The sequence below is a fragment of the Candidatus Poriferisodalis sp. genome, assembly GCF_965204125.1.
Classification (GTDB): Bacteria; Actinomycetota; Acidimicrobiia; order Acidimicrobiales; family Poriferisodalaceae; genus Poriferisodalis.
In genome coordinates this window covers 2,576,057-2,590,653 of sequence record NZ_OZ241968.1, presented here as the reverse complement: position 1 = coordinate 2,590,653, position 14,597 = coordinate 2,576,057, and the positions used below count along the sequence as shown (strand labels likewise).

The 14,597-nt window shown below is 68.1% G+C and carries 12 protein-coding genes; 7 read left to right on the top strand and 5 right to left on the bottom strand.

All coding sequences use genetic code 11. The features are described from left to right. Positions 1 to 53 precede the first annotated feature (53 nt). Positions 54 to 1,511 carry a glutamate synthase subunit beta gene (locus tag ACOGXD_RS12045; RefSeq protein ID WP_419915286.1) on the top strand — a complete coding sequence of 486 codons (1,458 nt, stop codon included), beginning with the start codon at positions 54 to 56 and terminating at the stop codon, positions 1,509 to 1,511. An 18-nt stretch (positions 1,512 to 1,529) separates the two neighbouring features. Next, complete coding sequence (locus ACOGXD_RS12040; protein ID WP_419915285.1) at positions 1,530 to 2,831, top strand: M20 family metallo-hydrolase; 1,302 nt, start codon at positions 1,530 to 1,532, stop codon at positions 2,829 to 2,831. 6 nt (positions 2,832 to 2,837) lie between these two features. Here ACOGXD_RS12040 and ACOGXD_RS12035 read toward each other — a convergent pair whose 3' ends face one another. Both ACOGXD_RS12035 and merB read right to left on the bottom strand, forming a co-directional pair. After that, complete coding sequence (locus ACOGXD_RS12035) at positions 2,838 to 3,485, bottom strand: hypothetical protein (RefSeq protein WP_419915284.1); 648 nt, start codon at positions 3,483 to 3,485, stop codon at positions 2,838 to 2,840. A 6-nt stretch (positions 3,486 to 3,491) separates the two neighbouring features. Further along, complete coding sequence (merB, locus tag ACOGXD_RS12030) at positions 3,492 to 3,983, bottom strand: organomercurial lyase (RefSeq protein WP_419915283.1); 492 nt, start codon at positions 3,981 to 3,983, stop codon at positions 3,492 to 3,494. A gap of 85 nt (positions 3,984 to 4,068) precedes the next feature. On the opposite strand from merB, the gene ACOGXD_RS12025 reads away from it, so the two are divergent. Then, a complete protein-coding gene (locus ACOGXD_RS12025; protein WP_419915282.1) occupies positions 4,069 to 4,836 on the top strand; it encodes a nitroreductase family protein in 768 nt (255 codons plus the stop codon). A gap of 40 nt (positions 4,837 to 4,876) precedes the next feature. Here the strand turns inward: ACOGXD_RS12025 and ACOGXD_RS12020 are convergent, their stop codons facing one another. Beyond that, the gene (locus ACOGXD_RS12020; protein WP_419915281.1) at positions 4,877 to 5,533 is read right to left on the bottom strand and encodes a GOLPH3/VPS74 family protein; all 657 of its coding nucleotides are present in this window, start codon (positions 5,531 to 5,533) and stop codon (positions 4,877 to 4,879) included. Positions 5,534 to 5,662: 129 nt separating this feature from the next. Beyond that, a complete protein-coding gene (locus tag ACOGXD_RS12015) occupies positions 5,663 to 6,307 on the bottom strand; it encodes a DUF192 domain-containing protein (protein ID WP_419915280.1) in 645 nt (214 codons plus the stop codon). A gap of 118 nt (positions 6,308 to 6,425) precedes the next feature. On the opposite strand from ACOGXD_RS12015, the gene ACOGXD_RS12010 reads away from it, so the two are divergent. The 4 genes from ACOGXD_RS12010 (at position 6,426) to ACOGXD_RS11995 (ending at position 12,113) form a co-directional block, all read left to right on the top strand. After that, positions 6,426 to 9,371, top strand: coding sequence for a cytochrome P450 (locus ACOGXD_RS12010; protein ID WP_419915279.1), 2,946 nt, complete (start codon positions 6,426 to 6,428; stop codon positions 9,369 to 9,371). 90 nt (positions 9,372 to 9,461) lie between these two features. Beyond that, positions 9,462 to 10,289 (top strand): SDR family NAD(P)-dependent oxidoreductase, encoded by an 828-nt coding sequence (locus ACOGXD_RS12005; RefSeq protein ID WP_419915278.1) that lies wholly within the window; start codon positions 9,462 to 9,464, stop codon positions 10,287 to 10,289. Between the two features lie 8 nt (positions 10,290 to 10,297). Beyond that, positions 10,298 to 11,116 (top strand): SDR family NAD(P)-dependent oxidoreductase, encoded by an 819-nt coding sequence (locus ACOGXD_RS12000; RefSeq protein WP_419915277.1) that lies wholly within the window; start codon positions 10,298 to 10,300, stop codon positions 11,114 to 11,116. Positions 11,117 to 11,162: 46 nt separating this feature from the next. Further along, a complete protein-coding gene (locus ACOGXD_RS11995) occupies positions 11,163 to 12,113 on the top strand; it encodes a D-isomer specific 2-hydroxyacid dehydrogenase family protein (RefSeq protein ID WP_419915276.1) in 951 nt (316 codons plus the stop codon). 48 nt (positions 12,114 to 12,161) lie between these two features. On the opposite strand, the gene pheT is transcribed toward ACOGXD_RS11995, so the two are convergent. Continuing rightward, positions 12,162 to 14,594 carry a phenylalanine--tRNA ligase subunit beta gene (gene pheT, locus ACOGXD_RS11990; protein WP_419915275.1) on the bottom strand — a complete coding sequence of 811 codons (2,433 nt, stop codon included), beginning with the start codon at positions 14,592 to 14,594 and terminating at the stop codon, positions 12,162 to 12,164. Positions 14,595 to 14,597: the final 3 nt, after the last annotated feature.

The following is a 14,597-nucleotide window of genomic DNA, read 5'->3' as shown; positions in this document are numbered from 1 at the left end:
AGCCGCCACCAGACAGGCACAGGGGCTGCGCATGGCTAGGGGCGGGGTCGAACATGGGTGATATCCGGGGATTCATGCGGCACGACCGGGTGCTGCCGACGCGGCGCCCGGTGCCGGTGCGCCTGCGCGACTGGCGCGAGGTGTACGAGCCGTTCGCCGACGAGGACTTGCGCACCCAGGCCAGTCGCTGCATGGACTGCGGTGTGCCGTTCTGCAACTCGGGCTGCCCGCTGGGCAACATCATCCCGGACTGGAACGATCTCGTGTACCGCGATCGCTGGCACGACGCCATCGAGCGATTGCACGCCACCAACAACTTCCCGGAGTTCACTGGCAGGCTGTGCCCAGCGCCGTGCGAGGGGGCGTGCGTGCTGGGCATCAACGCCGATCCGGTCACGATCAAGCAGGTCGAGGTCGCGATCATCGACAAGGCCTTCGAGATGGGTTGGGTTCGCCCCGAACTGCCCGCCGCGCGCACGGGCCGCAGCGTGGCAGTGGTGGGTTCGGGGCCCGCTGGGCTGGCTGCGGCGCAGCAGCTGACCCGTGCCGGCCACGACGTCACGGTGTTCGAGCGGGCCGATCGGCTCGGCGGCCTGCTCCGGTACGGCATTCCCGAGTTCAAGATGGAGAAGCGCCACATCGAACGTCGGCTCGACCAGATGAGCGCCGAGGGCACGAAGTTCCGCACCGGCGTCGAGGTCGGTGTGGACATTCCGGTGGCGGATCTGCAGGCCGATTTCGACGCACTCGTGCTGGCCGGCGGCGCGACAGCGTGGCGCGATCTGCCGATCCCCGGCCGAGAGCTCGACGGCATACACCAGGCGATGGAGTACCTGCCGTGGGCCAACAAGGCCCAGGAAGGAGACCTCGACCCGGCCGACGTGCCGATCAACGCCGCCGGCAAGCGCGTGGTGATCATCGGCGGCGGTGACACAGGTGCCGATTGCCTGGGTACCGCACATCGCCAGGGCGCTGCGTCGGTGCACCAGTTCGAGATCTTGCCGCGACCGCCCGACGAGAGGGACTCGGCCAACCCGTGGCCGACCTATCCGATGATCTACCGGACATCCTCGGCGCACGAGGAAGGCGGCGACCGCGTCTACTCGGTGAACACGGAAGAGTTCCTGGGCGACGACGCCGGTGCAGTGCGAGCACTGCGGGCACACGAGGTGGTGTTCAGCGACGGTCGGTTCGCCAAGGTCGAAGGCAGCGACTTCGAGCTCGAATGCGATCTGGTGCTGCTGGCGATGGGATTTCTCGGGCCCCAGCAGGAGGGCTTGCTGACCCAGCTCGGCGTGGAGACCGATGCGCGCTCCAACGTGGTGCGCGACGAGGACTACCGCACCAGCGTCGACGGTGTGTGGGTGTGCGGCGACATGGGCCGTGGGCAGAGCCTGATCGTGTGGGCAATCGCGGAGGGCCGAGCGTGCGCCGCGGCAGTCGACGAGGCCCTCATGGGTCATACGGCCCTCCCGTCCCCGATGCCGCCCTCCGCGCGCCCGCTCAACTGAGCCACGGAGGTGACGACGGTGAGCACGAGCCCGTACCCGGTGAACGGCGAGCGTTTGTGGGAGACGCTTCATTCCCTGGCAGAGATCGGCGCCACAGCCGCCGGCGGAGTCGCCCGTGTAGCGCTGACCGACGAGGACCGGGCGGGGCGCGACCAGTTCGTGGCATGGGCGCAGGAGCTGGGCTGCACTGTTCATGTCGACCAGATGGGGAACGTGTTTGCCCGCAGGGAGGGCACCGATCCGCGGCGGGCGCCGGTGGCGGTGGGCAGCCATCTCGACAGCCAGCCGACCGGCGGCAAGCACGACGGCGCCTACGGCGTGATGGTGGGTCTCGAGGTGCTGCGGGTTCTCCACGACCACGCCATCAGCACTGCGGCACCTGTCGAGGTCGTCTCGTGGACCAACGAGGAAGGCGCGCGGTTCCCGCCGGCGATGATCGGCTCCGGTGTCTATGCCGGGGCGTTCAGCCTGGACGAGGGACTCGCTGCGCCAGGAGTGGACGGCACCACGCTCGGTGGCGAGCTGGAGCGCATCGGTTACGCGGGCGACGAGCCCTGCGGCGCTCCCGACGGTGCAGGCCGGCGGCCAATCGGGCACTACATCGAGCCGCACATCGAGCAGGGCCCGATCCTGGAGGCCGCCAAGGTGACGCTCGGCGCGGTGACCGGAGTGCAGGGCATCCGCTGGTACGACGTGTCGATCGAGGGGCAGTCGGCCCATGCCGGCAGCACACCAATGGAGCATCGTTCTGATGCGATGGTGTCCGCCGCGCGGCTGGTGTGCGAGGCCGACGAGATCGCCGTCCGCCGCTCGCCGGAGGGACGCGCCACTGTCGGCACGCTGTCGGTCGGCACTGGTTCACGAAACACCGTGGCGGGCTCAGTCTCGCTGACTGTCGACTTGCGCCATCCCGACGCCGCCGAGCTGGAAGCCATGCATGACGAGTTGCTGGCCTTCGCCGAGAGCCCTGCCTTCGGACGGCAACCCAGCACCGCATTGAGCGGCGTCAGCCAACCCAGCGATCGCTCGCTCCCCCGGCCGCAGATCACCCCGATCTGGTACTCGCCGCCGATCGTGTTCGACCCCGCAGTGGTGGATGCAGTGCGGGAAGGCGCCTCGGCGGCCGGTTTCGAGCCGGTCGACATCACGTCAGGGGCCGGCCACGACGCTTGCTACGTGTCCATGGTCGCGCCCACCGGGATGCTGTTCATTCCGTGCGCTGACGGACTGTCGCACAACGAAGCCGAGTCGATCCTCCCAGAGCATGCAACAGCCGGCGCCCAGGCCACCCTGAACGCTGTGCTGGCATTGGCGGGCTAGCGCCGGTCAGGTCAGCGCAGCCAACGCCCTGCACTTGAGGATCGCCCGGGCGGACTGCTCCATGGCCGTCCACGCGGGCTGATCGGCTACTTCGCCCTGCCATCCCATCTGCGCCAGCCGATGAGTGAGCCGCACATCACCGGCGCGCACATCGGCCCGGGCGAGCCAGCCGGTGGCTGCCTGGACGTCGCGCACCGCCGATCGTCGAGTCTCGGTCCATAGCTGCGCGTCGACATCGGGCAGCGAGTCGGCGGGAATGGCCACGATCATCGCCCTCGCGGTATTGCGCCAGTGCCGGGCGATCTCGACCGGCACTGCCGCGGGCCATTCCCCGAACAGCTGCTGCTCGACGCTGCGGTCGTCGGGCGACGCCCCATCGACCACGCTGACATCAACCTTGCTCAGCTCCATCGCCGCCGCCGTGGTGGCCTTCACGTCAGGGCGCACCGGCGTCAGCCGCCCCCGCAACTCGCCGAACGCTGCTGCGCCCTCGGGACCGGTCGCCCAGGTGATGAAGTCGCTGCGGGCTCGTGCGCGGAACATCGGTGAGGCAAACGTGTCGGCCCACCACTCCACAGGCCGCAGCAGGTGCGATGTGCGGTGGTCGAATTCCTCCCATTCGAGGGCGTGCTCTTCCGACCGGAAGAGGTTCATGCCCGCTCAGCGGAAAGGCCGGGTGGCGGCATCGCCGCCGACCATGCTGCGGGTGTAGCCGACCATCGTGGGCGGGTCGACGGAGAGGATCTCCTCGTCGCGCATCACGATCTGCAGCGGTTCGCCGCCGAGCAAGCACGGCGCATCCACGGACACGGTCTGGCCCGGAAGCAGCCAGCGGCAGGCCAGCGCCTCGAAACCGCACTGGGCGAACCAGCGCTGCTCGCCGTCGACGCTCACCCGGTACTGGGTGGGCTGGTTGTTGAACGGCGGGAACGATGCGATGTACTCGGTGCCGGGATGCAGCCAGCCCGGCGTGAGGTCGATGATCCGTCTGATGACCGCCTTGGCCCGCAGGGGTGCAATATCCAGCGTGCGGGCCAGTTCGGCGTAGTGAGGCGCAACGCCGGTGGCCACGATCTCACCCATGATCGTGGCATAGGCAGCGTCGAGCTCGGTGAGCGGGATCTGCGCCGGATCGAAGGAGTCAGTGGCCATATCGCGACTCTAGAAGGGGTCACATGCGTGCGCAGTCGACGGCCGCAACGACGGTGCGCATCTGGTCCAGAAGTAACTTGCGGGCATGGCAGGGGATGTGCCCAGCAATGACGACCTGACGCCTTCGCGCTTCGGTGCGCTGATGGAGGTGCTGCGGCTGCGCCGGTCGGTGCGCAGCTTCGAGCCGCCCCCTGAGCCACTGCCCACCGAGGTGCTGCAGAGCATCTGCGAGGCCGGGCGGTGGGCGCCGTCGGGCGCGAACACGCAGCCGTGGCACTTCGTGATCGCTGCTGAGCGGTCCGACGTGCTGGCCGTGTCCGATGTGTTCGTGCGACAGGCCGACCGGTTGGTCGCGCACTGCCGGGGATTCCCCCACGTCCATAAGAAGCACTGGCTGCACAACTCGCTGGCCATCGTGCTGCTGTTCTGCGACCCTCGCTGGGTCGACTCGTACCCGGTCAGCGACCACGATGGCTGGCGCGATGAGTACGCCGCCAACAACGAGAAGATCCTGCTGGCATCCGTGGGTGCCGCCGCGCAGAACATGCACCTGGCGGCTGCCGCGTACGGCTTGACCACAGCGTGGCTGAGCGGCGGCGGAGAGGACACGACGGCGCGGGAACTGCGCGAACTGCTCGGCGTGCCTGAACCGCTAGTGCCGATCGCCACCATTCCGATCGGCTGGCCTCACCGCCGCGCCGAGTCTCGCTACCGCCACCCGCTTGACCAATTGATCCACTGGGGACGTTGGGATCCCGAACGCACACCGGCGGACGACGCCGTGCAGACCTACGTCAGCGGCGTCCGGCGGCAGGCCATGTACCGCGGCAGCGAAACCCTCGAAAACAGCTAGGCCGATCCCGCGCCCAAGCCGGGCGCACCGTCAGATGCGCTTACAGCATGAAGCGGCTGACCGTGGAGCTGGCCAGCCACATCTCGATGTCGCGGATCGCCTGCGTCATGGCTTGCCCGATCAAGTCCAGCTTGCGCACCTGCTCGATGCGGGGTGCGGCCTGTTCCAACTCCGACTTCGACAGCAGCTCGCCGAAGATGCCGCACGCATCCACCAGTGCGATGACCACGACGTCACGCGGGCTGGGGATCTCATCACTGAACAGCACGCCCATGATCCGCAGCTTCACCTCGCGCTCGGCCTTGCCGTCGACCATCGGGTAGCGGCGAGACCGGAACACCCATAGGTGGCGGTCGTCCTTGCGTTCGAGAATGCCCTTGTCGACGAGACGGGCGAATGCCTCTTCGCGGATGCCTTCGGCTCGCGAGGCAACGAACTCCACCCAGTAACGCGAGTCGCTCTCGGCCTGCTGAGCGGCGATGTGGGCCAGCGTGGGATCCAGCAGTCCGTCGCCGATCGGCGTGGAGTCGATCAGCATGAGTTTCTCGAGATCAGTGTCGATCCGGTTCTCCATCGCCAGATCCATGAGCACCGAGCCGGCAATCACCCGGTCGAGCGTGCGCTCAGGCACATGGATCAGCTTGCCGTCGTCGTCTCGCAGCAGCAGGAGCAGAATTTCCTCGGCAAATCTCAGCATGGTCCCGATCCAACTCCTGTCATGTCGGCTGCGCACTGGCGCACGAAGCGGCCGCGGCATCGCAGCGTAGTTGGCCGACGGCGTGATCCGGTTGCCGTTGCGCTCATGTCACGCGCTCATGCCGCGGCTCTACTCGACGGTCACTTCGACGAATTCGGCCGTAGCGAGACCGATGTCGAAAGCCGGATTGAGCGGATGCTCGATTGCGATGCGATACATGCCATCGGGGTGATAGCGCTCGCATTCGTCGGGTGGCATCGGTGCCAAGCACGGCACCATGTCGGTCGCTGAGACCACAGAACCGCTCGCAGACACGAAGGTGATCCGCAGCGGCAGCGGTGTGTCGCGCATCCAGAACGCGCCTGAGGTGTCCCCATCGAAGATGAACACCATGGCGGCGTAGCCCCCGAGCGCTGCAAAGTCAGTCACGCCCATGAGCCCGCGCTGCCGGGATTGCGGGGTGTCCGCGACAATGACGGGCCATACCCGCGTGCCAGCCGACCCGGTCACGCCCAGCACACCCTCGCTGAAGCCCTCTGGCGGATCGGCCGCGGCGAGCACATCTCGAGCGCCCGCAGCTCGATCGGGTTCAGTCGGCAGCGCAAGCGTCTCAGCCGCAGTCACGGTCATGACGGTCGATGCCGGAGACGGCGCCGTGATCGCGGGACCGGTCGGCGCGATGAGGCCGCCGCCGCGGGTGGATTCCTGCACCGAGCAGCCCGCCAGAACCACCGCGACGGCGCTCATCGCCGTCAACCGGCGCAATTGCTGCACGGCGCCAGTCTGTCGTGGCGGCTGGCCTGTGACGATGCGGTGCGCGGTGGAACCGGGCGGTGTGCATGATGAGATAGGGGTTGTGAGCAGCACTGCTACCGCGCCTGGATCGCAGCGAGTGTCAACCCGCTCGGTCGACGACGAAGGAGCCGTTCCCTTCGCCGACTTCGCTATCGGCGAGTTTGCCGATCTGGTGGCGATGAGCCGGGAACTCGGCCGCACTGGCGATTGGATCGTGCGCACCCCGTTCGGGTTGTTCGTCCATGGCTACGACGAGGCGCGAACGATCCTGCGCGATCCCGCGTGGATCTCGATGCTCGCGGGCGTCGCCATGCTCGATGGCACCGGGCTCGATGGCAATGGGCGAGACCGCGGCGTTACGGACAGCGCGCGACGTCCGACGATGAACTTCAACGCGCTGATGGCGCGCGCCCGACGGGAAGCACCCGTGAGCACCGGCGGCGAGGCCATGCGGGCACGGCCGAACGTGCTGTCGCTCGAAGGAGACGATCACCGCCGCCTGAGACGGCTCTTCGGCCGTGCCTTCACGCCCGCCGCTGCGGACCGGCTCCGGCCATTCATGGCCGCCCACGCCACGAGATTGCTCGAACCGCTGGTAACCGGCGGCGGGGGCGAGATCGTCGCGGAGCTGTGCGATCCCTATCCGGTGCCGGTCATCTGCCGCCTGCTGGGCGTCACCGATGACGACTGGGGCCGGTTCGGTCGATGGGCCGAGACCATCTTCGGGCTCTTCGACGGCGACGCCGAGGCCGTCGTGAGCAGGCTCGGTGACATCGCGACAGCCCAGGCCGAACTCGGCGCATACGTGGTCGACCTGATCGAGCGCCGGCGGGCCGAGCCGGCCGACGATCTGCTCACTGAGCTGATCGGCGTGTCTGACGAGGGCGACCGACTGAGCGAAGACGAGCTCATCGGCATGGTCGAGGCATTGCTGATCGCCGGCACTGACACCACGCGCAATCAGCTCGGCGCCACCTTGGCAGTGCTGGCCGACAGGCCGGAGCAGTACGCAGCGCTGCGGGCCGATCCGGATCGGATCCCGGCTTATGTGGAGGAATCGCTGCGCTACATCGGGGCGGTGCGCACGGCGATGCGCATTGCCACCACCGATGTCGTGGTGAACGATCTGCTTCTCCCGGCGGGCACCGTGGTCATGATCGGCCTGCACGCCGCAAGCCTCAGCGGCGGCTGTCCCGCAGATCACAGCTTCGACTCCTACGAGTTCAATCCGGCGGTCCCGCGCGAGCATCCGCATCTGGCATTCGGCAGCGGTGCACACCACTGCTTGGGGGCATTCCTGGCCCGCGCAGAACTCCAGGAAGCGCTGCGCGTCTTCGTCTCCCACGTCGAGAGCTTCGAGTTGAGCGAGCCCGTGCAGTGGAAGCCCCTCTCGTTGGGCATCTGGGGCCCCTCGCGCATGCACCTGCGATTGAACGCTCCACCGCTGGCTGAACGCGTGCCGGCCGGGACGCTGCCGCCCGCCGACGTCCAGGCAGATCTTGGGACCTCAACAGAGCGCGATCGCTACCTCGCCTCGATCGCCCCGATTCGCCGGGCGATCCACGACAGCGTCCCCGAACTGATCACGCGCCCGAGGTTCCCGCCCGTAGTCCGTCTCGCCGTCACGGCGGCTCGCATCGGCTGGGCCGTCTACGCCGGACGATTGCTGGACCGGCGACTCGATCCCGACGAGCGGCGGGAGCAGATCTACCGGCGGCTGCGGCTGGCGGCCACCAAGCTCGGCCCCGCGTACATCAAGCTGGCGCAGCTGATCGCAGCCGGCGAGGGCGTCTTCCCCGATGCACTGGTGGCCGAGTGCCGGCAGTGCCGCGACCAGGTGCCTGCCGAGCCATGGACCGCGATCCGCAATGTCGTCGAGGCTGAGCTGGGAGGTCTCGATTCGCGGTTCGCTGAATTCGATACCGAGGCGACGGCCGCGGCCTCCATTGCGCAGGTGCACGCGGCACGGCTGCCGGACGGCACACCGGTCATGGTGAAGGTGCAACGGCCCGGCATCCGGCGACGCGTCGAGCGCGACCTGGCGGTGCTGGCATGGCTCGCGCCCAAGCTCGTGGGCCGCATCCCGATTACGGCGCTGGCCAACCCGCCAGCGCTCGTGGAGCTGTTCGCCGAGACCATCACCGAAGAGCTCGACTTCCGAGTCGAGGTGGCGAACCTCTTCGAAGTCGACCGTGCGCTGCGGGCTACCACCAGCGGCCGCTGGCAGGTGCCCGAACCGGTACTGGCCGGCGTGACCGAGCGAGTGATCGTGATGAGCCCGGTAGCAGGCCGGCCGCTGAGCGAGCTGCGCTCCGAGGACCTTGCCGACGGCGAGGCTGCTGCCATCTTCCGCCAGATGAACGATGCGCTGCTGCACGGCGCGTGCATGACCGGCGTCTTCCACGGCGACTTCCACGCCGGAAACGTGTTCATCGACACCGAGGGGACGCCGCCGGGCGAGCCGCCCGTGATCGGGCTCGTCGACTTCGGCATCACCGGCCGGCTCGAAGGGCCCAAGCGGGTTGCGTTCCTGCGCTATGTGGTCGGTCTGCTCACGGGCGACCTGCAATCGCAGATCGCCGGCATGATCGATCTGGGTGCGTTCGGACCCGGGAGCAACCCCGAGCGAGTCATTGAAGATCTGCGCCTCGACCGGCCCGGCTTCGACCCGCTCGAGCTCACCGAGGACGAGTTCACTGCCGAGTTCCGGGCGCTCATCTCGGGGCTGCTGGCGAACGGTGCACGCATTCCCAAGGAATTGATGCTGTTCATCAAGAACTTTGCCTACCTGTGCTCGGTGACCGGCGAGCTGGAGCCGGAGATGGAGGTGCTGGCCCAATTCGAGCGCATCGCCTCGTCGTTCTTCGCCCGCAACGGTGTCCGCATGGCCACCGAGATCGGCTTCTCCCCGGCACCCGACGATGTCGACGAACGGATCATCCGCCAGGCCATGGGCATCTCGCCCAAACATGAGCGGGTCACGTGGCGGCTCATTCGCGGAAGACGCGAGAACCTCAAGGCCCGGGTGAGCAACCCCGGCTGAAGAACGGCTTCCGCCGACCTGAGTTGCGCGGTTGGGGCATGATCTTGCACGGTCAGGGGGACTGGCCGGTCGAGTGCACGAGGAGAGGCAATGGCTTCAGCAGGACGTATGGCGGGCAAGGTGGCGGTGATCACCGGCGGCGCGTCGGGCATCGGGCGAGCCTGCGGGCTGCGCTTCGCGTCGGAGGGCGCATCGGTCGTGGTGGCCGACCTGAACCCTGACCGTGCGGCAAGCGTCGTCGACGAGATCAACGCGATCGGCCGCGATGCCGTCGCCGTACAGGTGGACACGTCGCAGCAGGAGCAGAACGACGCCATGGCCGACGCCGCGGTGGATGCCTTCGGGCGTATCGATGCATGTGTGGCAGCAGCAGGAATCTCGCATTCGGGCTATGTGAGCCGCGAGATCGAGGACCAGGCCGGCCAGGATCGCTTCGACCGCGGCGACATGTTCTTCATCGACAAGTCGCTGGAGTCGTGGCAGCGGGTGCTCGACGTGAACCTGACCGGCGTGATGCTCACAAACCAGGCCGTGGCTCGCAAGATGCGCGACAACGGCGGCGGCGCCATCGTCAACATCTCGTCGATTGCCGGCACCAATGTGCTCAAGGGCAGTTCGGACTACTGCGTGTCGAAAGCAGGCGTCTGGATGCTCACTCGCTGCGCGGCACTCGAGCTCAGCCGTTACGGCATCCGCGTCAACGCTGTGGGCCCCGGCTACATCCAGACATCCATGAGCGGCGCTGTGCTGGGCAACGAGCGGTGGGTGCAGGCGCGTGAACGCGAGACCCCGCTGGGGCGCCTCGGCGAACCCGATGACATCGCCAACGCCTGCCTGTACCTGTGCAGCGACGACGCCAGCTTCGTGACCGGCGAGATCATCTTCCCCGACGGCGGCGTCATGGCCGCCGGCCGCTAGGCAGCGCGATGAGCCGAATGGACGGCAAGGTCGCAGTGATCACCGGCGGCGCGTCGGGCATCGGTCGGGCCTGTGCGCTGCGCTTCTCCGAAGAGGGGGCATCGGTGGTGGTGGCCGACCTGAATCCGGATCGGGCCGAAGCGGTCGCCGCCGAAATCACCGACCTTGGCCGCGAGGCGACGTGGACCCAGGTCGACACGGCCGATGCGGACCAGAACGAGGCCATGGCCGACGCCGCGGTCGCCGCATTCGGACGCCTCGATGCATGTGTTGCCGCCGCTGGCATCTCCCATGCGGGCTACGTCAGCCGTGAGATCTCCGATCAGGTCGGCCAGGACTCCTGGCAAGGGGGCGACCAATGGCTGCTCGCGAAAACAGTCGACTCGTGGCAGCGGGTGCTCGATGTCAATCTGACCGGGGTCATGCTCACCAACCAGTCGGCTGCACGTCGCATGCGGGACGGCGGCGGCGGTGCCATTGTGAACATCGCCTCGGTGGCCGGTTTGATGGCGCTGCCTGGCGGAGCCGACTATTGCGTGTCCAAGGCGGGCGTGTGGATGCTCACCCGCTGCGCGGCGCTGGAACTCAACCGGTACGGCATCCGGGTGAATGCGGTCGCTCCGGGGTACATCCGCACGCCCATGACGGCGTTCATGACCCATAGCGACGAGTGGGTGCGCGGGCGCGAGCGCGAAACCCCAGTGGGACGGCTCGGTGAGCCCGATGACATTGCCAACGCCTGCCTGTACCTGTGCAGTGATGAAGCCAGTTTCGTGACCGGCGAGATCATCTGTGCTGACGGCGGCCTCGCGGCCGACATCCGCTGAGGAGCCAGGCAGTGCGTCACGCGCAGAGCAACGGGACGACGGCGCGATGAGCGTGCTGGTCGCCGTCGAGCCCGACTGCTGGCGGCGCCCGGTGCTGGCCGAGGCGGTCGAGCGCGGCGGCGGCACGGTGAGCACACCCGACGGCGCGTCGGCGCTCGTGTGGGCCGAGCCCACGCAGGCGCAGCTGATCGGGGAACTGGTGGACGCCAATCCCGGCATCGAATGGGTGCAGCTGCCCTACGCGGGCATCGAACCGGTCGTCGACATCGTGACCGCCCGGCCTGCCGTCGAGTGGTACTGCGGCAAGGGTGTGTACGCGGAGCCCGTGGCCGAGCACGCGCTGATGCTGGCACTAGCTGGCATGCGGGGCATGGCCACCTACGCCCGCGCATCAGATTGGACAGCCCCCGAGGGCCGCAACCTGCTCGGCGCGTCGGTGACCGTGCTGGGCGGCGGCGGCATCACCGAGTCGCTGTTGCGCCTGCTTGCACCGTTCGGGTGCGAAGTGACCGTGGTACGCAACCGCCCCATGCTCTCAGCGCCGCACGGAGCGGCGTCAAGCGACACAGCGGGAGCCGCACGCGTCGTCGGGCCAGAGGAGTTGTCACAGGTGCTGCCGGGCACCGATGTGCTGTTCCTCGCGCTGGCGCTGACAACCGACACTGCAGGCATCATCGGATCGGCCGAACTGGCGGCGCTGCCCGATCACGCCTGGATCGTGAACGTGGCACGCGGCGGGCACATCGTCACCGACGATCTCGTCGAAGCACTCCAGGCCGGCCAGATCGGCGGAGCCGCTCTGGACGTGACCGATCCCGAACCACTGCCCGACGGCCACCCGCTGTGGAGCCTGCCCAACTGCCTCATCACGCCGCACATCGGCAACACGCCCGAGATGGGCCTCGTGCTGCTGGCCGAGCGGGTCACCACCAACGTGGCGCTGCGGGCTGCGGGCGAGCCGCTCATCGGCCCGGTGTACCTCGACCTGGGTTATTGAGGCCGATCCGTCAACACTCGACAGGAGCGATCCGGTGCATTCGATGCCTCAGCGCAGCGCTGCGCTGTGGGCGTGCTCCACGGCGTCGATGCAGCGCTGGCGGATGTCGGCTACCTGCTCGTCGGTGAGCGTGCGATCGTCGGCTTGCAGCCGCAGGCGATAGGCCAGCGAGCGCGTGCCTGGGTCCATCTGGTCGCCTCGATAGATGTCGAAGAGGTCGACCGAGCGCAGTTCGTCGCCGCCTGAAGCGAGCAGCGTGCTGCGCACCTGTGAGGCTTGGACGCCGTCCGGCACGGCGAATGCCAAATCGATGTCGCTGGACGGGTAGGTAGAGACCAGTTGGTAGGGCCGCTCGGCGGCTGCGGATGCCGCCGCGAGCAGGGGCTCCACGATCACCTGAAGCCAGGCACAGCGCTGTGCGAGACCATGACGTTCGCAGACCACCGGGTCGACCTCACCCACGACGCCGATGGCCTGCTCGCCTCGCAACACCTGGGCTGCCCGCACGGGGTGCATGCCGTCGAGGTCGTTCGCGTTCTTGAGATCGAGTTCGAGGCCGAATGCCGCCGCGATGAGCTCGGTGAGATGCACTGCGTCGGCCGCTTCACCGCCGGCCCAGATGGCGCCGAGGTGCTCCGTCTCGACGGGCAACACCGCTGCGGCAGTCTTGTCTGCAGCAGTATCGGCGGCGCCTCCCGCTGGCGGGGGTCCGAATACGACCCCGATCTCGAACAGCGACACGGTGTCGTTGCGGTGGGAAGAGTTGTACGCGGCTGCGGTGAGCAGGCCCGGAAGCAGCGACGGCCGAAGGACGGATTCCTCGGTCGCTAGCGGGTTCAGCAGCCGCACTGGTTCTGCACCGTCTATCCCGGCCCGACGCACGGCGTCGGGGGCCAAGAACGGGTTGGGCATGGCTTCGGACAGGCCCGCCCCCACCAGCACACGTCGCAGGTCGCGACGCAAGCGTTGGGCCGGCGTCAGCCGACCGGGCTCCGGCGAACGCGGCACCGTGCGCCCGAGCCGCCCGTATCCGTAGTGGCGAGCGACCTCCTCGGCCACGTCGGTCTCAGTCTCCACATCCGGACGGAAACTCGGGATCGTCACCTCCAGCGCACCGTCTGCGTCGTCTTCAAGTACGGCGCACTGCAAACCAATGGGATCGAGCAGGCCACGCAGCTCATCGGCGCTGAATGGCCTGCCCAGCAGGTGGCTCATGCGGGCTGGTCGCACGCGGACTCGGGTGGCGGGGGGCAGATCGCCCCGGCCGTCGAGCCGACCGCTGCACACCGACACACCGCCGGGGGTCACCCGGTCCAGCAGCTCGCAGAACCGGTCCAAGGCGGCCGGCACGAGCTCATGGTCAGTGCCTCGCTCGAAGCGCATCGAGGCTTCCGAACGCAGGCCCAGCCGTTGGGAGGTGCGGGAGATCGACAGGCGATCCCACCACGCGAGCTCGAGCAGCACCGCTGTGGTGCTGTCGCTGATCTCGGTGTTCTCGCCGCCCATCACGCCCGAGATGCCGATGGGCCGATCGTCACGATCGACGATCAAGCCATCGCCCCGGAGCATCTCGCGTTCGCTGCCATCGAGCGTGACAAGACGCTCTCCCTCGGAGCTGCGCCGAGTTCCCAGGTAACCGCCGGGCACGAGTGCCAAGTCGTAGGTGTGGTTCGGCGTGCCCAGCTCGAGCATCACGTAGTTCGAGACATCCACCACGGCGTTGATCGGACGCATCCCGCACAGCGTCAACCGGGCCTGCATCCACGGCGGCGACTGGCCGATGGTCACATCCCGGATGACCCGCACACCGAACCGGCCGCAGAGATCAGCGTCGATGATCTGCACCGATGCCACTGTCGAGATGTCCTCCCCGGTCTCGCGGACCAGCGGCACGGGAATCCGGAAGGGCACGCCGAGCCGGGCCGCCAAGTCACGTGCCACGCCGGCCACCGACATGGCGTCGGGACGGTTGGGGTTCACCTCCAGGTCGTACAGCACGTCGCCGGCCAGGCCGAGCTGCGACATGAGCGGAGCGCCGAGCTCAAACTCACTGGGCAGGATCATGATGCCCTCGGCGTCGGCGCCCAGATCGAGTTCCGCCGCGGAGCAGCACATCCCCTGGGAGAGCTGGCCGCGCATGCGGCGCTCGCCGATCTCAAGGCCACCCGGCATGGTCGTGCCGACGGTGGCCAGCGGCACCAAATCGCCGACAGCCATGTTGAACGCGCCGCAGCACACCTGCAGCGCGCCCGCCGTTCCCTCTCCGACACTGCCGGGCAACTCAACGTCCACGAGCTGGATGCGGTCGGCCTCCGGATGCGGCCGCAGGCCCGCCACACGGGCAACCACAACGCCGTCGAGCGACGGCAGGATGCGCATCTCCTCGACGGCCATGCCGAGGTCGCTCAAGTGATCGGCCAGCTCTGCAGGATCGCCCTCGATGGGCGCGAACTCGCGCAGCCAGCTCAGCAGCACCTTCATCAG